Source organism: Bradyrhizobium cosmicum, assembly GCF_032290525.1.
In the GTDB taxonomy this organism is placed as follows: domain Bacteria; phylum Pseudomonadota; class Alphaproteobacteria; order Rhizobiales; family Xanthobacteraceae; genus Bradyrhizobium; species Bradyrhizobium cosmicum_A.
In genome coordinates this window covers 367,679-393,281 of sequence record NZ_JASXTA010000001.1, presented here as the reverse complement: position 1 = coordinate 393,281, position 25,603 = coordinate 367,679, and the positions used below count along the sequence as shown (strand labels likewise).

Below are 25,603 nucleotides of genomic sequence, written 5' to 3'. Positions count from 1 at the left end.
GCCGGATTTACGATCCGGCTCTGTCGCGTGATTGCGGCTAGGCCGCAAATTCTACCTGCGTGCGCGCTCCGACCCGCGCGATCGCATCGCGCAGCACGTCCAGACCGGCGCCAGGCTTTACCCCCTGCTCAGCAAGATGACGGCGAAAGGCGCGCGCACCGGGCACGGCGTGGAATGCGCCGACGAAATGCCGCGTGATCGCGTGCAGCCGCGTTCCCCGTGCAAGTTGCTGCTCGATATAGGGCATCATCACCTCAAACGCGTCCTGCATGGTCACATGCGGTGTCGCCGCGCCGAAGATGTCAGAATCGACGGAGAGCAGCCGCCACGGTTCCTGATAGGCGGCGCGGCCGAGCATCACGCCATCGACGTGTTCGAGATGTGCCTTGGCCTCGTCGATTCCCCGGACGCCGCCGTTGATGATAACGGGCACGTCAGGCATCGCGCGCTTGAGCCGATAGACGCGGCCATAATCGAGCGGCGGGATGTCACGATTCTCCTTCGGCGACAGGCCGTTGAGCCAAGCCTTTCGAGCGTGCACGATCAGCGCATCGCAGCCGGATGCGACCACTGCACGCGCGATGGCATCGAGCGCGACTTCCGGATCCTGATCATCGATGCCGATGCGGCATTTCACCGTGACCGGAACGGCGACGGCGCGCTTCATCGCCTCGACACACCTTGCCACGAGTTCCGGCTCCGCCATGAGGCAGGCGCCGAAACGGCCGTCCTTCACGCGGTCGGACGGGCAGCCGACATTGAGATTGATCTCGTCGTAGCCGAACGCCTCGCCGATCCGCGCGGCCTGCGCGAGCTCGCGCGGCTCCGACCCGCCAAGTTGAAGCGCGACCGGGTGCTCGACCGCATCGAACCCAAGCAACCGCTCCCGGTCGCCACGAATGATGGCGCCGGTGGTCAACATCTCCGTATAGAGCACCGCCCGCCTTGTCAGGTGACGATGGAACACTCGGCAATGCCGGTCGGTCCAGTCCATCATGGGTGCCACGGAAAAGCGATAGTCTTGATATTCCAAAAACTTATCCTTCTTTAACGGCGGGCTGGAACAGCAATAAATGGGCCAGCAATCGAGGTTACACCGTTTGTAACCCAGACGGATTTCCACTGAAACATTCGGACTGCCTATTTGGGTGTTCCCAGTGAACGCCGCGAAGAAAACGCGGGAACGCGCTTCGCGTCAACCGAAATGGCAACTCCGACTTGAAGAGGGAGAGCAATGCCGGTCAAGTCCCATCCGGCGAGAACAATACTTGGTCAAGTTTCGGCGCAGATAATGCGACGGCTCAATAGCGTATGAACGACCGACGGAAAAGACATCGTCTGGAGCCGCTGGGACGTCCGCCGCTTGACTGACTCGAACATGCCAATCCCCGCCCTTACGGGCTTCCAACAGGCGTGAGGACGAGTAAGATGCTGTCCCGCGGTGCCCCGGAGGCGGCATGAGCCAGCGCAAGTTCATGGGACTTGTCGGCGGTGCGACAGCATCAGGGCTGGGCATTGCGCAAGCGGGCCAGCGATCGGCCACCGCGACCGCCGAGCCCGCTCACGATGATGAGCAAGAATTCCCATTGATCATCGCGAATATGCCCGCAACCCCTCGCCAAAAGGCCTGGGTAGTGGGTGTAGCCGTCTTGCTCATTGTCCTTGCAGCGATCATCGCGCCGTTCGCCCGGATCCAATTGGGCCAGATCAATGGCTTCGTACCAGTATTGCAGACCGCATTGGCTCTGGCCGAGCTCATCACGGCAGCCCTGCTGTTTGCTCAATTTGCGATCCAACCTCAGGGGGCACTTCTCGCACTCGCAAGTGGATACGTCTTCAGCGGATCGTTCGCATTTTTGCAAACGCTCGCCTTTCCGAACGGATACGCTCCCGCAGGTGTCATTGGGGATGGACTGGATAGCCCCGCTTGGCTTTACGTGCTTTGGCACACAGCTTTTCCCGCGGCTATCCTGGTCTACGGGTTCACGAAGGATCGTTCCACCGGCGGCAGACGAGGCAGACCTGCAATAGCCGCGATCGCAATTGCTATCGGCTGCATCGCCGCCACCGTGGCAGGACTGACGTGGATGGTGACCGCGAAAGCTGAATTTCTCCCTAGCTTCTACGAGAACGACGTCAGGCATCAGACGCCTCTCGGTAATCAGGTCAACCTGATACTTTTGCTGTGGAATGTGACTGCTCTCACCGTCTTGTTTGTGCGCATGCGTACCATTCTTGACCTCTGGCTGATGGTGACCTTGCTCGCCTACTTGCCAAATTTCCTTGTGGCGATCATCGGCAGCTCGGTTCGATTCACCATCGGTTGGTACGCAGCACGCGGTTTCGTTCTGATCGGCAGTTGCATGTTGCTGACCGTATTGCTTATCGAAACGATGTTTCTCTATTCGCGCCTTGCCAGCGTCATTGCTCTGCAGCGACGCGAACGAGCGAACCGGCTTCTCAGCATCGACGCGGTCACTGGTGCGATCGCCCATGAGCTGAGATCGCCATTAGGGGCCATCTCGCTCAATGCTGCGACAGGCCTCAGTCATCTGCGAGCTGCCTCTCCTGAACTGGAGGACCTCGAGAACATCCTCTTTGACATCGAAGCCGACGGTAACCGGGCCGCTGACATCATATCGAGCATTCGCGAGATGACAATCAAAACGGCGCACGGCGGCGCTTTGACAAGCGTCGAGGATGTCGCAGAGCTTGCGCTGAGACTGCTGAAGCACGATCTCCTGGCCAATGGAGTATCAGTAGCTACGGAGTTTGAAGGCAACATTCCTCCAGTCGCCCTGGACAGCACGGAGCTTCAGCAGATTGTCTTGAACCTCTGCAAGAACGCGATTGACGCAATGAGCTCGGTCCCCGCCGATCAACGAAAGCTCCGTATGAAAACCGGCCTTGATGGTGGCACGATGGTCCATTTGTCCGTCGAGGACTCAGGCACCGGCATCACACCGAGCCATCAAGAGCGCATCTTCGACCCGTTCTTCACGACCAAACAAGGCGGTATGGGATTGGGACTGGCCATCTCCTCCAACTTGGCCGCAAGGTGTGGAGGAAAGCTGAGACTGGTCAAATCGGACGCCGATGGCTCGATTTTTGAGCTGGGAATGCCGACCTCCGCTCCCTCTTCGGTCCAATAGCGGATTGAAAGCATCGGGGTCGTTTTCGCCTTCGCTCCAATCTAAAAATCCTCTACCGCAGCCCTAGTAGCGACCGCCCAAAGCCACCGCCTTTGGCCTCTTTGCGGCAAACGTATCCGCCATGAAGACCAGAGCCGTAGCGCTTTTGCTTCCGAGAATAGTACCGGCCCACGCGGAAATCGAGCCAGACCACTTCGTCCTCGGGGCAATGACGTTGTGCCTGCCCCTCGTAGCGAAACGGCGTCAGCGGTCCCGCATGGGAGGTCGGGATTTCGCCGAAGGGGGCCAACGCAAGCACAAGACCAGCGCGTCCAAGAAGCCTCGATGCTGACCGGAGTGCAGACAGATATACGCTCACCTCAGCGAGATCACGATCGTGCTGAGGTTGGCAGCAAACTCCACACCAGCCTTTGGACCCTGCAGCACCATCGTAACTCCTTTGTCGTTTCGCAGCTGAGCACCATTGATGCCGCCGATCAAGGCAGCCCCGCCCCCGACAGAGCTGTACGTACCGGCAAAATCGCTGACCTCTCGAATGCCTGAAGCCCAGCCCTCGAGCCGCCCAATTGTCGCGCCGGCGGTCAAGCCCAGGCTCAATCCGGTAACGCGGAACGGATAATGGTGACCGCGATAAGTCAGCACGCCGGTCCCAGCGCCACCACCGACGAGCAGCCCCGCTTTGATGACGTTGACACGGACCTGCGCGGAGGCCTGCGCAAACGAGGGAGGCACCGGGACAAGCAATGCGAGCAGCACAAGGAGTGCCAAGCGCCAATGGAGCCAGCGCAACATCTCCGTACGTCGCTCACGGTTTGGGAACATCGACCTTCTTCCAGGTCTGGTCCGGATCGAATGCGGTGATACGGGAGGCGAGAGCCTCGGTCCGAGGTCCGAGATCCTTCTGGTAGACGATGCCCGCATGGTTGACCAGGAAGGTCATGACGCCGGAATTGCCGTACTCGACGGGCCAGGCGATCAGCGCAAAGCCTCCGATCATCCTTCCCTTGACAACATAGTTGAGCGCGCCTCCCGGCGCGTTTGACCCCTGCCCTCTCAGGATGCGAAAATAGTAGCCGTGATAGGGCGCCGGGCCCTCCTCGGCCTTGTAGCCTTCAGCTGAAGCCTGTCCCACCAGTGCGCCGAGCGGGCTCTGGTCATTGTCGTCGCGCCAGAACAGCCCGTCCTTCTTGCCCGCACTGCTGACGATGCGCTGTGCGTACACGCCGGCCCCCTCGCCGCGATCCTTGTCGGCATATTCGTTCTCGGCATCGACAAAGGCGAGACTGGTCTGGATCGCGTCGAGCTCATTGCGGCCGATGCGGCGATACAGCACTTCGATGCGGCCTTCGGCGGTATCGAATTCCCAGCCGGTCTTGGTGTTGACGAGCGGGATCGGGAACGGAAAGTCGTCCGGCCCCAGCATCAGCGTCGCCTTCTTGTTACCCTCCGTCTTGATCGAATGCCTGGCCTCATACATCGAGGTGAAGCGTCGGCGAATGTCGACGTCGGCGACCTCATCACCGGACGAAACGATGTCCTCGGCGGCGCTGCCGAGCACTTTCAGGATTGCCCGGTCCGGTCCGCTCTTGACGGCCGAGGCGAGCGCGGCCGCTGCATCCTCCGGTGTCGGATAGGATTGCTGCGCTCGGGATGGCGAACCCATGATCGCCAGCGCCATGATGGCCGGCAGAGCGGCACGATGAAGCGACGTGAAGCTCATCATGGCATCACCTCCGCAGGAATCGTCGCGCCGCCGGCGAGCCAATCGCGATACGTACCGAATTTTAGACCGAGCTTCTCGTAATAGACCCGGAGATAACCATCGGCTCCGCGGGTAACGGCTTCCGGCTTCACATCTTCGACTTCCTGCGCAATGACCCCGACATAGGCCTGGTCGCTGCCGATATAGCTGAAGCGATAATAGCTGAGGCCGCTGGCGAGATGGCCGAGCAAAACGACGTCGTGCTTTAACGCGATGTCGGAACGCCGTCCGCCGCCACCACCGCCGCGGCCACCACCGCCACCGTGGAAGCCTCCGCCGCCGCCTCGGCCGGCGAAGCTCGCACCGCCGCCGCCGCGCGGCCCCATACTCGCCATGCTCGCGCGACCACGGGCCGACGCAGCAGCTGCGGAACGGCCCGACGACACGTTCAGCGCGCCGCCGCCACGTGAGCCGCCACTGCCGCGGTTTGCGGCCTTGGCGCCGCCCGATTTGGCGCCAGCGTTCTTTGCGCCGGCATTCTTGGCACTACCGCCCTTGGCCGCGCGATCGCCGCCACCTTTCGCGCGATCGCCTCCCGCCTTGGCACGATCCCCCGCTGCGCCCTGTCGGTCACCACCTCGATCACCTGCGCGGTTCCCGGCACGGTCTCCTGCGCGATCTGTCGCGCGGTCGCCGGAACGATCGCCCGCACCTGGCCGATCCTGTCCCGGCTTCAGCACCTGCTGTCCGTCGCGGCCACGGAAATCCATCCGATCCGCGGCACCAGCCTTGAGATTGCTGTTGCCGAAGCGCTGCTGAACATTCGCATTGTTGTACCGCACCCCTTGGCGGTGCGATGGATTGTGCTGCCAGCCACCACCGATACTCGTGGTCCGATGATTGATATAGACGTTGCGGTTGCCCCAATTGCAGCCGCCGCCCCAATAATTGCCCCAGCGGCCGATGGCCCAGGCGGTACCAAAGGCAAGACCCGCTGCGACGACGCCGGCGCCGATATAGGAGGGATAGCCGAAGTAATATGGCGGATATTCGGTATAGGGCCACGCGCCGTAAACCGTCGCAGGCTCGTAATACGGAACGTACATCGTATCGGCCACCGCAGGTTCGATCACGATCACCTGCCTGCTTTCCTCGGTCTTGACGCTCACCTTCTGCTGCGTGGTGGTGATCAGCTTCTTGTTGTCATAGGCCTTGGTCCGCAGCCGCTGGACCGCATCCATCACGTCCGGCTGCTGCGCCAGCACGGCGTCGCCGAGCGCCTTGGTCCAGTCGAGCTTGTCGCTCATCATGGTCAACACTTCGGCGGTCGAGGCCAGCGCCTTGATGCTGTCATCCCAAGGCTGCTTCTCGACTTCCGTCTTCAGGGCATCGCCCCTCAGAGTCTTGCGCTCCTTCAGCCAACGATCGGCTTGCACCACTTCCAACGGATAGGTGGATGCCGCCAGCACGTTGGCAAGCAGTTCATCTGGATAGAGCGCGATCGGTGCGACCAGAGCTTCAAGCTGCTCGGGCTTGAGCAACTCAGCAGCCGCTGGGGGCAGGCCGGCCGTTTGGACTTGGCTACCTGTGGCCGCCGGAGCATCTGCGGTTTGGGCTACTGCGGCGACTGGCATCGCCAGGAGCAGCGCCATCGCGATCAGAGTGTTCCCGCAACGAAGCATCACGTCCTCCCTTGAGCTCCCGTTGAAACAAGCATCTTGGACGATCAGTGTCTTCTATTGATCAAGATCAAAGAAGATGGAGCTCTCCCAGAGGTCTCGGCTATTCACTCCGCGGCCGGACGTTCGATCCGATCGATATCCGGCCGCACCGCTTGGGCGCTGCTGCCCAGCCGCGCAGAAAGTAAGATCCGGCGATCGTGGATCAGGCTTTGAAGGCGGTGCGCGGCGACATTCAGTGTGGAGACGTCGAGTGCATTTTCGTCTCTTGCGGCCGTCCTGGCGCGCTGAGTCTGGAGAACCCGATCGATCTCGGCCTCGATCTCGGACAGTTCGGCTGCTGCCTCGGTTCTGCGTATCCGTGCACCCAACGCATACAGCAAGTCCAGGCCTCGTTCGTCCTTCAAGGGATCAGAGACCCGAAGGAATTTCCAGGCCGCCGCCAGCACCGAGATGAGGCCGCCGAAAATCATGGGTGCGAGGAAGATGATATTTCCCCATTCGTCCAGAAAGCTTTGCTGCGTGCCGTTGTAAAACGCCGCAGCGCCGGGATGGACCGGAAGGAAGGCGTCCGCGTCCGTGCTCGGTGCGGTCATTTGCGAAAGGATCGGCAGTTCTCCCAGCAGATCCCTGCGTGCCTTCATCAGGGCCTCCGCGAGGCTGCCGGCCACCTCTGCGCTAAGCTGCTTTTGCGCGACCACGTAGAAGGAGACCCGCAATGTGGTCAGATCCTCGCTCGGAACGGGAGGCGAGCCACGCAACGTCCCCTTCGGGACGTCGAAACTTTCGTAGGCGCGCTGCTTTTCGGCGATGGCGCCGGCTGCATCGATGGGAAGGAGCACCGGGGCAGCCTTCGGGGACTGCAGAAAGAGACCACGCAACAGGGCTAGGTATCTTTCGGCAAGCGGAACGACGATCAGTATCGCTCGAACTTCCTTGGCATCGAGTGCGCGCCGGGCATCCGCCGGCTGGAGATTGCGGAATGTCACGTTGGCACGCCCCAGGCCGTATTCGTCACTGAGGATGCTCACGATGTTGCGATTGATATCGCCGCCGATCACGCCGACGTTGACGCGCTTCAGCCCCGCGATGTCGGTCAGGGCCGAGCCCGGCGATGCAACCAGCATGACGACGGCATGGGCGAGGACCACAATGGCCTGCGCCTGCGAAAGATCGCCGACGTCGCCGCGGACGACAGCAAGGTCGATCTTCTCGGCCGCAAACTGCTCGGCAGCATCAACCGCGTTGGTGGTTTCCACCAGCTTGAGCCGGACGGAGGCGTTCACCACGGCGAGCCGGCTCGCCAATGCCGCTACGAGACGCGTGGCTTCGCCATCCAGCGACCCGACCGCGATGGTCAGCGTCATCGGGCGAGAGTACCAGCGGTAGCCGAACAGGCCCGCGCCAAGAACCAGCGCGACAGCGCTGGCGACAACAACGGAACGAAACCAGATCGGCATTTTTGCAGGGGCCATGCGGCGCTCGCAGTGAATGGGACGTCTGGTCGCCGGACGGCCTGATGGACGCCCCGCCCGGCTCAGCTGCAGGTATTGTCGAGGCGGCGTTGCGGTCTAGTGCCCGCTGAGCACCAGCGTCTTGATCGGCAGCAACAGCGCCTGAATTCGCAACAGCATGGCGTGCACGAGCCCGACGCCATCGACGACATGCAGAGCGATTGCCCGACCCGTGCCCGTCTCCTTCGCGGAGATCTCCTCATGATTGCTGGTGTAGGCATTGACGATGCAACTGCTGCCCGGCGTCACGCCTTCGAGGCCGCCCTTGTACAGCGGCTCCAGGAACGCCAGGATCGTGCCGGGCCGGCCGACGTTCTGCGCTTCTATCAGTTGCTCGCCGCTACGGAACTGCCCGGCCGCGATGTAGTCCTGGACGTTAGTGACCACCATGGGAATAATCACCCACGGCCTTGAGATGCAGGTTGCTTCCGCCACCATGCCGACCTTCATCACCTGAGCCTCGATCTGTCCGAAGCCGGCCTGCAACGCGCGCCGCCCCGCCCCGTCCGGAACCAGCACACCGGCCGGTCGCATCAGCTGATTGACGACGTCACCGGTGCGGACCAGGAATTGCTCCACACGGCCGTCGACACCTGCGCGAACAAAGGTTTTGTCCAGATCGACCTGCGCTTCGGCCAATGCCGCCTGGGCGCTCGCCTTTTCGGCTGGCAATAGCGTCGAAAGCCGCAACGTCGCCGACGTCTTGGACGCGGTGGCCGCGTCCACACCAGCCTGCCGCTGGTTGACCACGACCTGTAGTTTCTCGATATCGCGTTGCGGGACGATACCGGGATTGCGGCGCTGCAGCTCGGTCTTGACGTCCAGCTCGTCCTTGGCCTGCTGAAGGCTGGCCTTGGCTTCCTGGATCTGCGCTTCGGCCTTGACCACGTCGTTTTCGGCGCTTGTCATCGCGGCGTCGACCTCGGCGATCTTGCGCGTGGCCGTCTCCAGAGCTGCCTTCTGCTTCGAACTGTCCAACCTGAACAGCACGTCGCCTTTCTTCACCGCCTCGCTGTAGCCGACATTGACTTCCGCGACGCGGCCGGAGCCTTCGGGCAGGATCGGGACCGTGCGAAAATAGAGCGTGGCCGAGGTCGTTGACGGGTGAAAGTAGAAGATCATGGTGATCAGCGACACCGTGAGCATCAAACAGCCGGTGATGCCCCATCGCAACTCGTACCAGATGGAAAAGAAGGTGATTTCCTTGCCGAACCTTTTGCCCTGGGCATAGCGGCGATAGAGGTAGTCCGGCAGGATGGTCAGGAGGGAGCAGAACATGAGCTCAAACATGACTGTGCTCCTTCGCTTTCGCCTCGCCGGGCTTCCCGGGCGGCGGCGGGTTGGGTTTGACAACCATCGTCGCTGGCCCGGGTCTTTCGGGTGGCTGCGGACCGGGTTCGCTAACCTCGCTATGCTCTCCCGGCGTTGCGTCTGCGATCTTCTCGACGGAACCGGCGATGCTGCGCAGCGGCGTGCCGAAATCCGGAAGGTCGAGCAAGGCCAACAATAGTCCCGCCACCCAAAAGATGTGCATGTGGGTGAACAGGGAGATCAGGCCGAGCACGGCCACGAACTCGAATTGCAGCTTTTGTGACTTGTGAGCCATCCGCTCGGGCAGGCTGTGCAGCTTCCAGTAGAGCGTGCCAACCCAGAATACGGTGCCGATCAGGAAGATTCCCATCACGACCATCAGCACGTCCGTCCCGCTTCCCGGCGCGAGATAGAACGGCAGATGATGGGGGGCTATCGAATGAATTTGCTCGCTCAACGGTAGCTCTCCACCGACAGGAATGAGGCCAGCTTGCGTTCCAGACAAAGAACGTGGCCGCGCATGCGGTAAATTGCTTGATATGAATCAAAGGACCGGACGACGCCAAACCTAGCCTGGGCCCGACCCTCCCCCAAACAGTAGGCCAGGAGCTTGTCAGCCATGTCCGGCATCGATGACCTCATCCCCAACGCTGCGCAAATCCGCAAGGAAGCGGCCCTCAAAGAGGCCGAGAAAGCCGACGAATATGTACGTATCGCGGCCGCGGCCGAAGCCGAGAAACGCGCCTTGATCGAGCGACTGAGCAAGCCGTCCGGCAAGACCGAGGACGAGAAGATCAAGCTCGCCTCGACCATCATTCAGCGCGCGGTTCGCAACGGGCTGACCGAAGTGCAGGTCTATCGTTTCCCGAATACGATGTGCACGGACAAGGGCCGCGCCATCAACCAGATGGAGGCGGGCTGGGATAAAACGCTGACCGGAATTCCAAAGGAGATCTTCGAGCTCTGGACCGAATACCTCAAGCCGCGCGGCTACCGCATCGGCTATCAGGTCATCGACTTCCCAGGCGGCATGCCGGGTGACATCGGGGTCACCATTTCCTGGGGAGACTGATCACCGCTTGGCCGAATTGACCAAATGGAAGGCGGAGTATGGCAAAGCACGAGACCGCAGCCCGAATGAAGCGCAAGGACTACGAGAAGGAGCTCGAGAAGCTCCAGATCGAGCTTTGCCATCTCCAGGATTATGTGAAGGAAAACAGGCTTCGGGTCATCGTCCTGTTCGAAGGCCGCGATGCCGCCGGCAAGGGCGGCACCATCAAGGCGATCACAGAAAAGGTCAGCCCGCGTGTATTCCGGGTGGTGGCGCTGCCGGCGCCATCGGATCGCGAAAAGACGCAGCTTTTTTTCCAGCGCTACATGAAGCAATTTCCGGCCGGCGGCGAGATCGTGATCTTCGACCGCAGCTGGTACAACCGCGCCGGCGTCGAATACGTCATGGGCTTCTGCTCGCCCGCCGAGCACGATCGCTTCCTCGCGCTATGCCCGCAGATGGAAAAGTACGCCATCGATGGCGGCATCATCCTGATCAAGATCTGGCTCGAGGTCGGGATGGACGAGCAGGAGCGCCGCTTCAACGCCCGCATCGACGATCCGGTGCGGCAATGGAAGCTCAGCCCAATGGACCTCGAATCCTTCAAGCGGTGGTATGATTATTCGCGCGCGCGCGATCTGATGCTCAAGAAGACGAGCACGAAGGATGCCCCTTGGTACATCATTCGCTCCGACGACAAGCGGCGGGCGCGGCTGAACTGTATCGCGCACATTCTGGAGGCTATCCCCCACAAGCGGATCCAGAAGGACAAGGTGAGACTGCCGAAGCGTTCCGACAAGGGGCGCTACAATGACCAGGCCCCCTTGCGAGGAATGAACTTCGTCGCTGAACGATATTGACGAAATGATCGGACCGCACTGCCGGTGCGGTCCGATCGTTGGGCTCAGGGCCGATACCGACAGCCTTTGATCGAGTCCGTCGGCAGCTCATTCTCAGTATGGATACTGGTTGGGGCAGACCTGGTTGCCGTACGTGTCCTGATAACAGCCGTTGTTATTGTAGTTGTTGTAGTATCCATAAGCTCCTGCGGCGGCCGCACCGACTGCAGCAGCACCGTAAGCCGCGCCTCGATAGCCATACCGCGGATAGCCTCCGGGATAGCCGGCGATCGGGCGACCTGGACGACCCGCGACAGGATAACCTGGGCGACCCGGACGACCGGCGATCGGATGGCTTGGCCGCGGGCCTCCAGCGTAATGGCGTCCGCCTCCGCCATGGATCCGTCCGGCGTGAACGGCGCCGCCATGAAAACCTCCGGCGCGCATGCCCCCTCCACCTCCGCGATAGCCCCCACCGCCGCCGCGGCGGGCATAAGCATCATCAGGAATGAGCGTGGCCGTGAGAAGAACGAAGGCCGCAACAAGAGCTAGAAGACAACGAAGCATGACATATCCTCCCTCGATATGGGTGCCGTGATCCGCTTTTCGACGATGCCTCGCGAAACGCGGTTGGCACCCGACCTGACGCTGATTTTGCGGCCGCTTCCCAGGCATACGTGCATGAGAGAAGCCGCCGCCATTCAACCGCCGCGACCGCCGAAGCGGCCCGACGGACCCTCTACCGCTTCAAACTTATCGTCACGCCCCCCACAGCAGCCGAAAGCTCCGCTCCGACTTTCGGGCCGCTGAGCTGCAGAATCACGCCGTTGCCGTTTTGCAGCTGAACGGCACCTGCGCCGGCGGCGATGGCACCGCCCGCACCGCCCACAGCGTAGGAGCCTTCGATTGACTCCGGCCCCCTCAGATTGAGAGCGCGGCCCACTAGCTTGGTGGTGGAGGCTCCGATCGTGAAGCCGACGCTCATCCCGGAGACGGTGAAGGGGTATTTGTGGCCTCGGAGCAGTAGAACGCCTTCGCCGCCACCAACGCCGATGACAAACCCGCCCTTGGTGAAGACAACGGCCACCTGACCGGTCTCTGCCCGCGATGGCGTGCTGAAGCCGGCGGTGCCTGCCAGCGAGGCGGCCAGGGCGGCATAGACGGCGACTTTTCTCATGACTTTTATTTCCTCAGGTTATGATGCCGAGCTATTGGGCCAGGATCATCGCGAAGTAGCCGAACACGGTGAGCAGGATGCCCGACACGGCGTAGCCGACCGGGAATCCGATCCAGGGCACGGAGCTCTGGATTTCCACCGCGGCTTCGCGGCACGGCCCCGAGTGCGACCGCGCCCCGGCAACGCCGCCCATCAGCACGGCTGGATTGATCTTGAAGACGTGGAAGCCGATCGCCCAGACAATGAACGGTGGAATCGTGCAGGCGATGAAGCCAGCGACGAAAATCTTCAGCGCGACCGCACCTGTGAGCTGCGCCAGCAGTCCGGCGCCGGCATTGATGCCGACGATGGCGACGAAGACCACGAGACCGAGATCCTCCAGCACGTTGCGCGCCGCGTTCGGCGTATTGCCGAAGAACCGCAGCCGGGAGACCAGCGACGAGACGATCACGCCGGACAGCAACAATCCGCCGGCATTGCCGAGGCCGATCTTGGCGCCGAAGGCTGGAAATTCGATCATCCCGATCAGGAAGCCGAGGATCATACCGACGGCCAGCGTCAGCAGATCGGTGGAAGTGTTGGTCCTTGCAATGCGTCCCCACATCTCGCCAAGTTCGTTGACAGCCGACTTGATGCCGACCACCGAGACGATGTCCATCCGCTGCAACTCGGTCTTGAGACCGGCCGGAATCTGCACGCCGCCGCGTTCCACCTTGGTGACCTGCAGCTGGCCGGCAATGGCTGTGTCGCGGAACGACTCAAAGGTTCGTCCAGCCATCGCCTTGTTGGTGACGAGGATGTCCGCCTGATCCATGGGAATGCCGAGCGCCTTGGCATCAGCAACCTCCGGGCCGATCAGGCCCATCTTGTCGGTGAGATGCTCGGTCGAGCCGCCGAGCGCAACCACATCGCCTTTTCGCAGGATGAATTCAGGATCGGCTCCCTGCGGTTCTCCGCCGCGCGCCACGTTGACGATACGGTATTCGGGATTCATCGTGCGGAATTTGGCAATGCTCATGCCGATTTGGGCTGGATTTTCGAGCCGGTAGGCACGCAGGCCGAACTGCCGATAACCGGTCAGGCCGCCGCCCTCGAGATCCTTGACGCCAAACTCCTGCTCGTACTGCTTGGCTGCCGCCTTTGCGTCGACGCCCCACCAGCGCGGCAGGTATTTGCAGATCAGGATGATGCCGACGGTGCCCCAGATGTAGGTGATGCCGTAAGACAGTGCGATCATCCCCGACGCATCCTCGGGCTTCATGCCTTCGGGCAGCTTGACGACGCCGGAGGTGATGGCCTGCTCGGCCGAACCGATCGCGGCCGACATGGTCTGCGACCCCGCCAGCATGCCGCCGGCGGCGCCGGTTGGGAGGTCGAAGAGCTTTGCCAAAACAACAACAAGCGTGAGACCGAGGATACTCGACACCACCGCGAGGAACACAAATTTGATGCCGTCGCCCCTGAGGCTGTTGATGAAGGAAGGCCCGACGCGCAGGCCGACGCCATACATGAAGAGGTAGTAGAACAGACTTTTGGCGAACGTGTTCAGCTCGAGCTTCACGCCGTATACCGACGCCCAGACCGACAAGCCCGCTCCAACCACGATGGCGCCGGCGACCATACCGAGACCATATCCCTTGATGCTGGCTCGCCCGATCCAGACGGCAAGGCCAACGACGAAGAACAGCAGCAGATATGGATTCTGCTGCAAGAACGTGAAGAAGCCCTGCATGTCCGTCCCCTTTATTATGATGCGGCCTTGAGCTTCGGCGCGGCGCCGGGCTTGGGCCGACCGATCTTTGCCAGGGCTTCGGCTCGTACGAGCTTCAGCCCCTCCTTGGCGTCGTAGCCGTGGATTTCCTTCACATCGAGCTTGCGCATGAAGTCGATGGTCTCCTGGGTGATGACCTGGCCCGGTACCATGATCGGGAAGCCGGGAGGATACGGGATCACGAAACTCGCCGAGACGAGGTCGGGACCGGCCTTGAGGCGACGGTCGATCTCGGGGTCGCCGAGCCGGATATATTCGCATCCCGCCGCGTCATAAGCCGAGTAAAAGCCGCTACGGATGTCGCCCTCGTTGGTCTTGGTGCCGGCGTCGCCACGGAAACTGTCGTGGAAGTGCGAAAAGTTCGGCAGGTCGGGCACATCAGTCATCAGGCTCTTGACCCGCGCCTCGAAGGTCTTTTTCGCATTCGCGCCGCCCTGAACCAGACCGCGGTCGACCTCGCCCGCGATCTCCGCCAGCACCCTCACCAGATGGGCGACATCGCTGCGGGTGTTGTTGATATTCGACTGGAACAACACCGAGTTGCGCGATGTCTTGTTGATCTGAATGTTGTAGTCATTGGCGAGGATGCCCTTGAACTGCGTGCCGTCATAGCCAGCGGTGCCGCACACCAAGGTCATGCGCGTCGGATCGAGGCAGAACTCGTCGTCGTCCAGGCTCTTCAGGACGCTCGCCCAGTTCATGCCAGTTGCGAGATAGTCGGTGAAGCCGCTCTGACGGTATTGCGCCGGCACCATCGCGTCCGCGCCGAGAATGCGGAAGTATTTGGAGATCAGCGGATTGTTGTTGACTGCCTGGCGGATTGCGAATGCGATTTCGATCGCATTGGCCACCAGACCATAGCCCTCCAACTCCATCTGACGCCGCGAGACGTCGAGGCTGGCGATGAGCTGCTGGTTCGGGCTGGTCGACGCGTGCGTAAACACCGCCTCCTTGAACTGCTGCTCGACGGTGTGGAACTCCACGTCCTTGACGGACAGCATCGAGCCCTGCCGGATCGCCGACATCGACTTGTGGGTCGAGTTGGTCTGGTAGACCCGCAAGCGGATCTGCCGCGGATCTGGTATCAGCCTGGTCTTAAGCAGCATCTCGTTCGACGGATTTTTTCCGAGCTCGGCCTGCTGCTTCTCGTGAGCCGCGGCCGACTTCGGGTCGTGCATCCAGGCCTCGATCTCATTCGCGGCACCCATCGCGGTCCGCCGCCGCAAGAACGGAGAGAAGCGCGCGAAGCCGAACCAGGCTTCGTCCCACAGGAAGATCAGATCCGGCTTGATCGCGAGACACTCCTCCATCACCCGACGGGTGTTGTAGATGTGGCCGTCGAAGGTGCAGTTGGTCAGGTCGAGCATCTTGACGCGGTCCAGCCGGCCATCGGCCTTCGCATTCAACAGGGCCTGCTTGATGGTCTTCAGCGGCACCGCGCCGTACATCGAATACGCGGTCATCGGGAACGCTTCGACGTAGATCGGCTGGGCGCCGGCCAGTACCATCCCGTAGTGGTGCGATTTGTGACAGTTGCGATCGACGATCGCGATGTCGCCCGGCCCGAGCAGCGCCTGCACCGCCATCTTGTTGGAGGTCGACGTGCCGTTGGTCACGAAGAACACGCGGTCCGCACCGAGCGCGCGCGCCGCCTTGTCCTGCGCTTTCTTGATGGTGCCGGTCGGCTCCAGCAGGCTGTCGAGGCCGCCAGTGGTCGCGCTGCTCTCGGCCAGGAACAGGTTCAAGCCGTAGAATTCACCCATGTCGCGGATCCAGTCCGACCTAAATACAGACTTGCCGCGAGCGATCGGCAGCGCATGGAACGTTCCGATCGGGCGTTGTGCGTATTTCTTGAGATTGTCGAAGAAAGGTGTGTCGAAGCGATCCTGGATGCCTTCAAGGATCGAGAGATGGAGCTCGAGGAGCTCTTCGATGGAGTAGAATATCCGCCGAACCACGTTGGCCTCGGGGTCTCCAGCCATTTGCTCGACGTCGCGATTCGACATCAGATAGATATCAAGCTCGGGCCGCACGCGTTTGATGATATGCGCGAGCCGGAGAGCGGACGCGTCCGACTCGTCTTTGATGCCCGCGCTGGCGGTCATGGTTCTCAATATCGGCGCGTCGTGACGCGAACGCAACCCGAACCCTTCGTTGATGACGACGGCCGCGATGTTGGGGTTGAGCATCGTCGCGCAGAAGGCGTCTTCGAGGCCGCCGGCGATCACCGGCTCATAGACGAAGGAATCCACCGGACGTCGCAGCTTGCGCCATTCGGCGGCGAGCGCAGGCCATTTGTCGGAGGAGACGCCGGTGACGATCAGCGTTTCGAAATAGGGCCGGCGGGCTGTATGCGAGCCGAAGGTCGAGGACACAAGCTCGGGCGCATCGCCACTGCCGTCGTCCTTGGGATCCCAATCGCCGGCGTGCTGGCGGAAGGACCGCGTCATCAGGGCCTGCGTGATGCGCGTCGCAAGGCCAAGCGAACCCGCTGCATCTCCGGCCGAAGCTGCTTCCCGCAAAGCGGTCATCAATTCCAACCCGGGATAGCCGTGAAACTCTTCAATGACGGAGAGATCGGCCAGCGACGCGTCATATTTTGCACGATCGCCGCCACGCGCCCATGCCTTGGCGGCCTCGACCAGATCGCGCCAATCATCCGCCCGTCCGCCGGGGCCGGAAATGAACTGATCGATGCGCTTTTCTGCAGCCTTGGCGTCCTTGGGCATGTTTCTCTCCGGATCTTTGCGAGGTCGCGGCCGGATCGTGATGCCCGCTCACCTCGGTCCATTGATCCAAGTCAAAGGTCGAGCATCTCGAAGAGTCATGAATCCTTCGGGCCGTGACATCGTCCAAAGCGCTGCCGCGTGGCCGATTGAGGACGATGATGAGATCGCATCAGAGCCGATCGGCCAATATGTCGGCCGGATCCGCCGGTTTGGAGTCAGAAGATTGCCCGGTTATACTTTCCCCGAGTACGCTGTCGACCGAACGAAGCCATGCTGCGCTGTCGGTCTTGTCCGCCAGGCCTTCAGCCCGCAGCAGATCGCGCAATTGTGCGTGCGCGCCGACGATGCGGAACGCGATATTTCGGGAGGCGAGTTCGTCATGAAGATCGTGCAACATGCGCGCACCGGCCAGATCGATGTAGGGTGATGCCGATAGATCGCAGACCACCAGCTTGACGCCGACCGACAGCGGCACGGCCTCCAACACTGTTTCAAGGATCGTTTCGGCATTGATGTAGAGCAACGAAGCTTCCGGTCGAAAGGCGATGATCCCGACCAATGGCTCGACGCCTTCATGTCTCGCATTGTCGGAGTAACGGCCGGTACCAGGGAGCCGGCCGAGGAACGCGACATTCGGACGTGAGGCCCGCGCCAGCAGCAGAACGATCGAGGCGATGGCTGCCAGCAGGACTCCTTGCAGGATCCCCAGAAGCAACACGGATACGAGCGCAATCGCCGCGGCATAGAAGTCGATGCGGCTGACCTGCCACATCCGCAGCAGTGCATGGATGTCGACCAGCCTGTAGACAGCGGCAAAGACGATCGCTGCAAGTACTGCCTTGGGAAGATTCGTCAACAGCCCCGTGAAAAACAGCAGGCACAGCGCAAGCGTCACCGAGCAGATCACCAGAGCCAACGGTGTACGTGCCCCGGCATTGTCGTTGACCGCGGATTGCGACAACCCGCCTGCCACGGGATAGCCGTGCCCGAAAGCCGTGACGAGATTCGCCGCGCCGAGGCCCAAAAACTCCTGCCGGACATCGAGCGCATAGCCATGCTTGGCGGCAAAGCTGCGAGCGGCGGACACGCCTTCGATATAGGCGAGCAACACGCATCCCGCAGCCAACGGGAAGAGCTCGTCGGGCTCCAAGAGGCCAAAGCTAGGCAATCCGAACGCCGGCAATCCTTCGGGAATTTTGCCGGTCACCGGCACGCCAAGCGACGGAAGTCCAAGCAGTGTGGCCAAGACGATCGATAGCGCCATGATCGTAAGCCCGACCGGCTTTCCCGGCAGCCGCCGCTCTCCCGCCAGCAGGAAGGCAAGCGCGACCACACCGAGCGCCAGAACCAGCCAATTGACGCCGCCGAGCTGGCCGGCAAGCTTGATGGCGCGATCGAAAAAATTGTGACCACCCCCGGCGACGCCGAACAGGCTCGGCAACTGGCTCATCATGATGGTGAGTCCCGCGCCGGCCTTGAAACCGACCAGGATACTGTCGCTCACCAAGCGGACGAGGACACTGAGCTTGAACAACCAGGCGATCAGACAAAGCAGCGCCACCGCGCATGCGGTAAGGCTCGCGATCTCCGCGTATTTGGCCGGGTCTCCGCCGGCCAGCGCCCCGACTGTGGCCGCAATCATCAACGAGATCGCGGAGGTCGGACCGACCGCGAGCTGACGCGACGACCCGAGCAGCGCGTAGCCAAGGCCGCCGAGCATGTAACCGTAGACGCCGATCTGGGGCGGCAGGCCCGCCAGCGCCGCATAGGCCAGCGACACAGGGATGGCGTAAGCCGCGAGGGTGATTCCGGCGATCGCGTCCGAACGCAACCAGGCGCTGTGATACTGCGCCAGCCAGGTCGCGGGCGGAAACAGGGAGGTCCAGCGTGATCTCCGCTCGGATGAGGTCATGGGCTGGCCTCGTCGCCTGGACTTTCGCAACGCAACAGCACAACCAGGAGCGCGACCACAGGAACAGCCAGCGCGAGATTCGGGATCTGCTTGGTCGCAAACGCGCCGAAGGCGGCGCCGAGGCCGAACGTAACGCATAGGATAGCGAAAATAACCGGCGGTCGTAGCGCTCCGTCGCCAGAAGCTACGGCAAACACGCCTTCAATCGCCTGCCGCATGTTGCCCGTGATCATGACGGAGCTGTAAAGCACGCCCTCAACCCTGGTGAAGACGGCGCTCTGTACGGCGGCGACGAACGAGATCCCAAGCGTTCCGGCAAGATCCGGCAGGCGGTTGTGCAGGATGGCGATAGTGATCAGCAGCAGGATTTCAACCAGCGTGCTGATCGCGCTGGCGCGCTCTCCGGTTGCCCGGCGCAGCCACGCCGCGGCCATGATGCCGACCGCGAACGCAAGGATCGGCGGGATGAAGTGAAGCGCCTTCGCCCAGTTGCCGATTGAGCCATAGACCCACAGCAGCACGAGATTTGCGGTCTGGGCGTTAGCCATCACGCCGTGGATGATCCACGTATAGGCGTCGAGATAGCCGCCCGTGAAGGCCAGCAGCAGCGCGACTGGCACCGTTTCGTCGCGGCGTATCGACAAAACAACGGTGGTATCCATCGTGCTTATGTCCGAACGTCGGGATTAGAACTCTTGCAGCTCAACAGGGAGCGGCTGGCCGACCGCGAGAATTGATCTGGATCAAGCATCGCCGGCTGTCGCCAACCAGATTTGGCGCAAATGGCTGGAGGGCTTGCGCCATGAGCACGGTCAGATGGATCATCTCCGCCGCTCCCGAAATCTTCCTGCTGCTGTCGGTCGCGCTCGGCACGATTCTTGGCCGCGTTCGGATTCACGGCTTTTCGATCGGCACAACGGCGTGCACGCTCATCGTCGCCGTCCTGATCGGGCAGCTCGGCACCTTCACGTTTCCGTCCCTGCTGAGAGTCATCCTCTTCAGCCTGTTCGTGTTCACGATCGGCTATCGGTCGGGGCCAGAGTTCTTCGCGTCGCTGAGCATCCGGACGTTGGCGCAGGTTGCGCTCGCGCTCGTGCTTGGCGGCACCGGCCTCGTCATCGTTCTCATATTTGCCAATGTATTCGCGCTTGGTCCCGGCACCGCCTCGGGGCTTGCTGCAGGCGCCCTGACGCAATCCTCGGTCATCGGCACCGCGTCCGGCGCGCTGGCTCAACTGGGGCTCGCCAAGGACATGCTGGAGCAGCAGGAGGCGAACATCGCCGCCGGATACGCGGTGACGTACGTCCTTGGTTACATCCTCACGCTTCTGTTCGTACCCTTTGTCGCGCCGAAATTGATGCGGATCGATCTGAAGGCGGAGGCTGCGAAGCTCGAAGCGGAGCTGTCGGGAGGAACTCCGCCGCAGACCGAAAATCTGCATTATCGAAAGTTCCAGGCGCGCGCGTACCGGGTGTCGGCCGCGGCCGGACGGACCGTCGGCGCCGTCGAAGACGAGATCGGCAGCCGCAGCGTGATCGAGCGGATCGTGCGCCAGGGAGCGGACGTCGAGCCGCATCGCGACACCATCCTTCAAGCGAGCGACGACATCGTCGTCGCGGGGCGTACGGCCGCGATTGTCGCTGCGAAGTCGATCATTGGCACCGAAATCGACGCAGATGAGATCCTCAAGGCCCTTCCCGGCAACGTGATCGACGTCCTCGTCGACAACCGCAAGCTCCATGGCCGCTCTGTCAAGGATGTGGCCGACCGCGTCGGCGACGCTGCGCGAGGCGTCTTCCTGCGCCAATTGACGCGGATGGGACGTGAGGTCCCCTTGAGCGCGGACACCCGCATCTATGTCGGCGACGTCATGACGCTGGTCGGCAGCACCCGCAACATCGAGCGCGCCGCCTCGCATGTCGGGCAGATTCTGCGCTCCGAAGATCGCACCGACATTGCATTCCTTGCCGCAGGCATCGCCGCGGGTCTGCTCGCCGGTCTCGCGAGCGTCAAGGTCGGGTCGGTGCCCCTGACATTGGGAGGTGGCGGCGGCGCCCTGATTGCTGGGCTCTTCTGCGGCTGGCTGCGCTCGCGGCGGCCCACGCTGGGCGCAATGCCGCCTGCAGCGCAGCAGACGCTGAGCGATCTCGGCCTTGGCGGCTTCATCGCGGCGATCGGGCTCGGCAACGGCCACGCGGCCTGGGTTGCGATTCAGTCGCACGGCATGCTGCTGGTCGGCATGGGCCTGGTTGTCACGCTGGTGCCACTGGTCGTGACGACCCTGTTTGCCCATCGCGTGCTCCGCATGAACCCAGTCATCATTTGCGGAGCGCTGGCCGGCGCCATGACAGTCGACGCCGCCGTGACCGGCGCTTGCGAAGTTGCAGAAAGCCAAACGCCGGTGCTCGGGGTCGCCGTGCCCTACGCCGTCGGCAACGTCATCCTGACCGTGCTTGGCCCGATCATTGTGGCCAGCACTTTCGTCGCTTGAAGGAGGGTTGCGTGAAGCTCCGCTATACTTCTACGGCAACGTACCTGGCGGCGGCATTGAGCATTCTCGCCTGCTCTCTTGGTCCCGGACGCGCCGTTGACGACGTCCGCATCCAAGAGGAGGTCTGGGCCCTGCCGCTGCCGATGCCGATGTTCGCCTATGTGGTTCGGCCCATCGGCGACGGCCCCTTCCCGCTGGCGATCATGAACCATGGCGTATCGCTCAAGCCCGTCGATCGCAGCTTCTTCCCGCTGGTGGAGTTCCGTGATGCCGCGAAGTGGTTTGCCAAACGCGGCTACCTCGTGGTGGCGCCCGTTGGCACGGGCTATGGGGCAGCCGCCATCGACATTCCCGAGCACGGTCTCTACGGACCTTTTTTCTCCAAGGTCGGAAACTGCACCAATCCCAACTTCCACGACGCCGGGCGTGCGGTGGCGCAGGTCGATCTCTGGATCATCGACTACATGGTGGCCGAGAAGCGCGTTCTGCCGAAGGACGTGATCGTCGTCGGACAGTCCGCCGGCGGCTGGGCTTCCATTGCCCTTTCGAGCGTGAACCCGCCGCGGGTCAAGGCAATCATCACCTTCGCAGCGGGACGCGGGGGCCGGGTCGACGGCAAACCCAACAACAATTGCGCGCCGGACAAGCTGGTCGAGGTAACCGCCGATTTCGGCCGGACCTCGCGGGTGCCGATGCTGTGGTTCTATATCGAAAACGACACGTTCTTCGGCCCGGCCCTATCCAAGCGCATGCACGACGCCTTCACCGCTGCCGGCGGCAGGGCCGAATATCATCTGATGCCACCCTTCGGTAACGAAGGGCACTTCTTCATCGGCTCGCCGGACACGATCTCGGTGTGGTCACCACTCGTCGAAAACTTCCTCGACGCGCAGAAATAGCCGCAGAGGCCGGCGCCCGGAGACATAACCATGAACAACGCCCCCTCAACACCATGGCCCAGGCGCGCGCGTGCCTGCCTGTTGATTTTGTTCGCAGCGACCATTGTCGGACCAGCTTCGTCCCAGCACGCTGCAGCGCAAAAGCAGGCGCGCGAGGTAAAACCCGCCGAAATCGCGCCCCGCGGACAGCGCGAAGTCAAGGACATCACCTATGCCGACTGGCGGAAGCTTTGCGTCAAACCGGGAGGCGCGCCGATGCTCTGCCGGACCTCGATCACCGGCAAGTTTGCGACCGGCCAGATGGCGGTACGCTTGGACCTGATCGAGCGCGACGGTGACCGCACTGCCCGACTGCAACTGTTTGTCCCGGTCGGCATGTATCTGCAACACCCTGCGAAGTTGACGGTCGATCAGGGAAATTCCCAGTCGTTACCCTACACCTGGTGCCTGACCAATACCTGCATCGCCGCTGACGCTGCGGATCCCAAGTTCATCAAGGACATGGAAGCCGGTAAGACTCTGGTGCTCGAGGTCACCGATTCCAGCCTTCTGTCTCTGACAACATCGTTGCCACTGGCGCAGTTCGCTTCGGTTCACAACGGTGCGCCCGCACAAACCCTGGAGCAGGACATCGAGGAGTGAGCACGCGAGTCAGAATCAGACGTCCTTGCCGCAAGCGCGTTCAATGGAGTCGATGAGAGCGCTTGCTGCGAAGGGCTTGGCCAAGTAGGCGGCACACCCGGATTGCATCGCGGCCGCCTGGTTGGCCCGGCAGTCGTTACCGGTAATATAGATGACCGGGACAGTAGTGCCCTCGCTCGCCAGCCTGCGGCGGAGGGAGATGCCCGATTCCCCGTCCAGATTGATATCCAGAACGATGCAGCACGCCTCTTCGAAGCAGCCATAGCGAAGCAACGCACCGGCGGACTCGAAAGCAACCGCGTCAAAGCCATGCTTTCGAAGCAACCGTTCCATGCTTCGACGCATTGATGGGTCATCGTCCACGACGTAAATCGACTTACGTGCAAACAATGGGACCCGGCTTTCTCATTGGAAACTTGGCACTCGCGTCGCAACGACGCTGCGCGACAAAGGTTCCTGCGCTAATCCGACGGCTAACGACCACCGGCATGTAGACGGGCCCGGCCGAATTATGTCAACAATATTTCATATTGTCCCATCGTACAGGTCCTGATCGCGCCCCTGACGATAGCGTGCGAAAACCGGCCGCCGGTTCACTCCTCTCCCGACTCCAGGAGGCCGAGCCGCTCGGCAGCGGAAACCAGTTCGGCAAACGATGGCACCTGCATCTTTGTCATCACCTGATGGCGGTGTGCCTTCACCGTGCGTTCGGTCGTTCCAAGCTCATAGGCGATCTGCTTGTTGATCTTACCGCGCACGATCAGATCGAACACCTGTCGCTCGCGCCGCGACAGAGACATTAAGCGAGAACGAATCAAATCGAGCCTGCCCTGCTGACCGCGCACCGCTTCCTGTTGAGCCATTGCGCGTTCGATCGCGCCAATCAACTGTTCCGATGAGACTGGCTTAGTGAGAAAATCCTCCGCGCCGGCCTTGATCGCCCGGACAGTCGTCGCGGTATCGGCATGCCCGGTGAGGAAGACGATGGGCAGCGGCGAATGGCGCTGGACGAGGGAGGCTTGCAATTCGGGGCCGCTCAGGCCGGGGATCTGCACGTCAAGCAGGATACATCCCGGATGTTCAGTCGCCGGTGGATCATCCAGTAGCTGTTGCGCCGACGCGTAGGTCACAACTTCATATCCGGCCAGTTTGAGCCGACGCTGGATCGCCATCCGAAAGGATGCGTCGTCGTCCACGACATAAACGAAGCCAGACAATGTTTCCCCCTCGACGAATTCTTGGAACGCAGAAAGACCAAGTGCTCGCACGAGCCTGACGAAGCAACTCAAGGGGAGCTGCCGAACCGCGCCGTCGATGCCCGAGTAAAGCAGCCCATTTAGAATGGCACAATCCCGAACGGACCTGCGCTGTCGGCATATTGCCGCACGATCTGACAGACACTCTGACTGGATTCTCATCCGGCGCATCACGCGCCGCTCCTGTACCTTGGTACAATGCACCTACAGACAATGGTTGGAAACCCCGCTTTTGGCATAAACAACCCCCGCGGGAAGTGGATTTTCGGCGGCTCTTATTCCCGATAAAAAAATATAGCGTCCCATCAGTTCGGGAGTTGGCCATGTTCGTTCGCAGTGCTGCCGACGCCCCCTCGCGGCTCCATTCACTCCGCGAGCTCGGGTTAAACACCGACTCAAATCCGATCATCAGTTTAAACGAATTTACCTATAAGAAAGGCTCCGAAGTCTACGGCGAAAAGGAGCCCGCTGAGTACGTCTACCAAGTCAAGAGGGGCGCCGTGCGCAGCTACAAGCTGCTGTCGGACGGGCGGCGCCAGATCGGCGCCTTTCATCTGGCGGGCGATATTTTCGGGCTGGAGAATGGCAGCGCGCACAGATTCACGACTGAAGCGATCGTCGACACTACGGTTCGCCTGGTCAGGCGACAAAGTCTGGAGCTGGTTGCGCAGGACGACGCTATGGTGGCCCGCAACCTGCTGAGCATGACCACCAGCAATCTTCAGCATGCGGAAGACCACATGCTGCTGCTCGGCCGCAAGACGTCGCTGGAGCGGGTCGCTGCCTTCCTGATCGAGATGGACAAGCGCCTGACCGCCGCCGGCATCATGGCGCTGCCGATGTCGCGGCGGGATATCGCGGATTATCTCGGGTTGACTCTGGAGACTGTATCCCGTGCGCTATCGCGGTTGCATGAGCTCGGTATCCTCGGCTTCATCGGAAACACACAGCGCCAAATCGTGTTGCTGGACAGGCGGCAGCTCGCTAGCCTCGATCTCCAGAACTAGACCCAGGTGCCGCAATCGCGGCGAGATGTTCAACCGTCTTGCGCAGAACCTCGAAAAGAACCGCGGTCGACCAGCCGAACATCAAGATGCCGTTCATCGCTGTCATTGGCCCCGTCAGCCGCCACCCCTGCACCGGGGTGATGTCGCCATAGCCGAGCGTGGTGTAGTTCACGAAAGTGAAATATAGCAGATCGCTGCCCGGAGGCGCCGCGCCGACTGTCGCATAGGCCAGCGCCCAAATGAGAACCTCGACGGTGTGCGCGACCATCAAAATGACGGCGGTGGTGACCATCACGGCCATCAGGTGCGACCGGGGCCGCGCCGTGTGCTTCAATCCGGCGGTACGAGCGATGTCGATGGCCGCAACGGTCACCAGCGCGTGAATCATGATGTTGATCACACTGATAAAGGTACCGAGCAAGAATTGAAGCGCCATCGCGAACTCCTACCGCCGACGCGTCCATGCCGCTG

At 61.8% G+C, this 25,603-nt stretch carries 24 protein-coding genes; 8 read left to right on the top strand and 16 right to left on the bottom strand.

Features of this window, described 5'->3' with window-relative positions:
* Positions 1-37 precede the first annotated feature (37 nt).
* Positions 38-1,033, bottom strand: coding sequence for a tRNA dihydrouridine(20/20a) synthase DusA (gene dusA / locus QSV46_RS01810; protein WP_314945432.1), 996 nt, complete (start codon positions 1,031-1,033; stop codon positions 38-40).
* A gap of 424 nt (positions 1,034-1,457) precedes the next feature.
* On the opposite strand from dusA, the gene QSV46_RS01805 reads away from it, so the two are divergent.
* Complete coding sequence (locus QSV46_RS01805) at positions 1,458-3,152, top strand: MASE4 domain-containing protein (RefSeq protein ID WP_314945430.1); 1,695 nt, start codon at positions 1,458-1,460, stop codon at positions 3,150-3,152.
* A 354-nt stretch (positions 3,153-3,506) separates the two neighbouring features.
* Here the strand turns inward: QSV46_RS01805 and QSV46_RS01800 are convergent, their stop codons facing one another.
* The 6 genes from QSV46_RS01800 to QSV46_RS01775 form a co-directional block, all read right to left on the bottom strand.
* On the bottom strand, positions 3,507-3,944 hold the full coding sequence (locus tag QSV46_RS01800) for a hypothetical protein (RefSeq protein WP_314945428.1): 438 nt from the start codon (positions 3,942-3,944) through the stop codon (positions 3,507-3,509).
* A 13-nt stretch (positions 3,945-3,957) separates the two neighbouring features.
* Positions 3,958-4,875 (bottom strand): DUF2950 domain-containing protein, encoded by a 918-nt coding sequence (locus tag QSV46_RS01795; protein WP_314945425.1) that lies wholly within the window; start codon positions 4,873-4,875, stop codon positions 3,958-3,960.
* The gene (locus tag QSV46_RS01790) at positions 4,872-6,536 is read right to left on the bottom strand and encodes a DUF3300 domain-containing protein (RefSeq protein WP_314945423.1); all 1,665 of its coding nucleotides are present in this window, start codon (positions 6,534-6,536) and stop codon (positions 4,872-4,874) included. Before QSV46_RS01790 ends, QSV46_RS01795 begins: the two co-directional genes overlap by 4 nt.
* Positions 6,537-6,640: 104 nt before the next feature.
* Complete coding sequence (locus QSV46_RS01785) at positions 6,641-8,008, bottom strand: TAXI family TRAP transporter solute-binding subunit (protein WP_314945421.1); 1,368 nt, start codon at positions 8,006-8,008, stop codon at positions 6,641-6,643.
* Positions 8,009-8,104: 96 nt separating this feature from the next.
* On the bottom strand, positions 8,105-9,337 hold the full coding sequence (locus QSV46_RS01780; protein WP_314945419.1) for an HlyD family secretion protein: 1,233 nt from the start codon (positions 9,335-9,337) through the stop codon (positions 8,105-8,107).
* Entirely contained in the window at positions 9,330-9,815 is a 486-nt protein-coding gene (locus QSV46_RS01775; RefSeq protein WP_314945417.1) for a hypothetical protein, read from the bottom strand. Before QSV46_RS01775 ends, QSV46_RS01780 begins: the two co-directional genes overlap by 8 nt.
* A gap of 162 nt (positions 9,816-9,977) precedes the next feature.
* On the opposite strand from QSV46_RS01775, the gene QSV46_RS01770 reads away from it, so the two are divergent.
* Positions 9,978-10,430, top strand: coding sequence for a hypothetical protein (locus QSV46_RS01770; RefSeq protein ID WP_314945414.1), 453 nt, complete (start codon positions 9,978-9,980; stop codon positions 10,428-10,430).
* Positions 10,431-10,468: 38 nt separating this feature from the next.
* Positions 10,469-11,269, top strand: coding sequence for a polyphosphate kinase 2 (ppk2, locus tag QSV46_RS01765; RefSeq protein WP_314945411.1), 801 nt, complete (start codon positions 10,469-10,471; stop codon positions 11,267-11,269).
* 93 nt (positions 11,270-11,362) lie between these two features.
* On the opposite strand, the gene QSV46_RS01760 is transcribed toward ppk2, so the two are convergent.
* A complete protein-coding gene (locus QSV46_RS01760) occupies positions 11,363-11,695 on the bottom strand; it encodes a hypothetical protein (RefSeq protein WP_409997136.1) in 333 nt (110 codons plus the stop codon).
* Here QSV46_RS01760 and QSV46_RS41350 point away from each other — a divergent pair.
* A complete protein-coding gene (locus QSV46_RS41350; RefSeq protein WP_409997138.1) occupies positions 11,645-11,800 on the top strand; it encodes a hypothetical protein in 156 nt (51 codons plus the stop codon). The genes QSV46_RS01760 and QSV46_RS41350 overlap by 51 nt on opposite strands.
* Positions 11,801-11,987: 187 nt before the next feature.
* On the opposite strand, the gene QSV46_RS01755 is transcribed toward QSV46_RS41350, so the two are convergent.
* From QSV46_RS01755 to QSV46_RS01735, 5 genes are all read right to left on the bottom strand, one after another.
* Complete coding sequence (locus QSV46_RS01755; protein ID WP_314945407.1) at positions 11,988-12,425, bottom strand: hypothetical protein; 438 nt, start codon at positions 12,423-12,425, stop codon at positions 11,988-11,990.
* Positions 12,426-12,456: 31 nt separating this feature from the next.
* On the bottom strand, positions 12,457-14,157 hold the full coding sequence (locus tag QSV46_RS01750; protein WP_314945405.1) for a transporter: 1,701 nt from the start codon (positions 14,155-14,157) through the stop codon (positions 12,457-12,459).
* Between the two features lie 14 nt (positions 14,158-14,171).
* Positions 14,172-16,925: a decarboxylase gene (locus QSV46_RS01745; RefSeq protein WP_314945402.1), complete on the bottom strand. Its 2,754-nt coding sequence runs from the start codon at positions 16,923-16,925 to the stop codon at positions 14,172-14,174.
* Positions 16,926-17,094: 169 nt separating this feature from the next.
* Positions 17,095-18,837: a SulP family inorganic anion transporter gene (locus tag QSV46_RS01740; protein ID WP_314946458.1), complete on the bottom strand. Its 1,743-nt coding sequence runs from the start codon at positions 18,835-18,837 to the stop codon at positions 17,095-17,097.
* On the bottom strand, positions 18,834-19,499 hold the full coding sequence (locus QSV46_RS01735) for a YoaK family protein (RefSeq protein ID WP_314945400.1): 666 nt from the start codon (positions 19,497-19,499) through the stop codon (positions 18,834-18,836). Before QSV46_RS01735 ends, QSV46_RS01740 begins: the two co-directional genes overlap by 4 nt.
* 140 nt (positions 19,500-19,639) lie before the next feature.
* Here QSV46_RS01735 and QSV46_RS01730 point away from each other — a divergent pair, with 140 nt between their 5' ends.
* From QSV46_RS01730 to QSV46_RS01720, 3 genes are read left to right on the top strand one after another with little or no spacing between them, the layout of a single operon-like run.
* Entirely contained in the window at positions 19,640-21,328 is a 1,689-nt protein-coding gene (locus QSV46_RS01730; protein WP_314945398.1) for a transporter, read from the top strand.
* An 11-nt stretch (positions 21,329-21,339) separates the two neighbouring features.
* Positions 21,340-22,227, top strand: a complete 888-nt coding sequence (locus QSV46_RS01725) for an alpha/beta hydrolase family protein (RefSeq protein WP_409997133.1) — start codon at positions 21,340-21,342, stop codon at positions 22,225-22,227.
* Between the two features lie 30 nt (positions 22,228-22,257).
* Complete coding sequence (locus tag QSV46_RS01720; protein ID WP_314945395.1) at positions 22,258-22,869, top strand: invasion associated locus B family protein; 612 nt, start codon at positions 22,258-22,260, stop codon at positions 22,867-22,869.
* A gap of 15 nt (positions 22,870-22,884) precedes the next feature.
* On the opposite strand, the gene QSV46_RS01715 is transcribed toward QSV46_RS01720, so the two are convergent.
* Both QSV46_RS01715 and QSV46_RS01710 read right to left on the bottom strand, forming a co-directional pair.
* Complete coding sequence (locus tag QSV46_RS01715) at positions 22,885-23,259, bottom strand: response regulator transcription factor (RefSeq protein ID WP_314945393.1); 375 nt, start codon at positions 23,257-23,259, stop codon at positions 22,885-22,887.
* A 203-nt stretch (positions 23,260-23,462) separates the two neighbouring features.
* Positions 23,463-24,086: a response regulator transcription factor gene (locus QSV46_RS01710; protein ID WP_314946454.1), complete on the bottom strand. Its 624-nt coding sequence runs from the start codon at positions 24,084-24,086 to the stop codon at positions 23,463-23,465.
* 362 nt (positions 24,087-24,448) lie between these two features.
* Here QSV46_RS01710 and QSV46_RS01705 point away from each other — a divergent pair, with 362 nt between their 5' ends.
* Positions 24,449-25,132, top strand: a complete 684-nt coding sequence (locus tag QSV46_RS01705; RefSeq protein WP_314945390.1) for a helix-turn-helix domain-containing protein — start codon at positions 24,449-24,451, stop codon at positions 25,130-25,132.
* Here QSV46_RS01705 and QSV46_RS01700 read toward each other — a convergent pair.
* Positions 25,110-25,568 carry a potassium channel family protein gene (locus QSV46_RS01700; protein WP_314945388.1) on the bottom strand — a complete coding sequence of 153 codons (459 nt, stop codon included), beginning with the start codon at positions 25,566-25,568 and terminating at the stop codon, positions 25,110-25,112. The genes QSV46_RS01705 and QSV46_RS01700 overlap by 23 nt on opposite strands.
* Between the last annotated feature and the right edge of the window lie 35 nt (positions 25,569-25,603).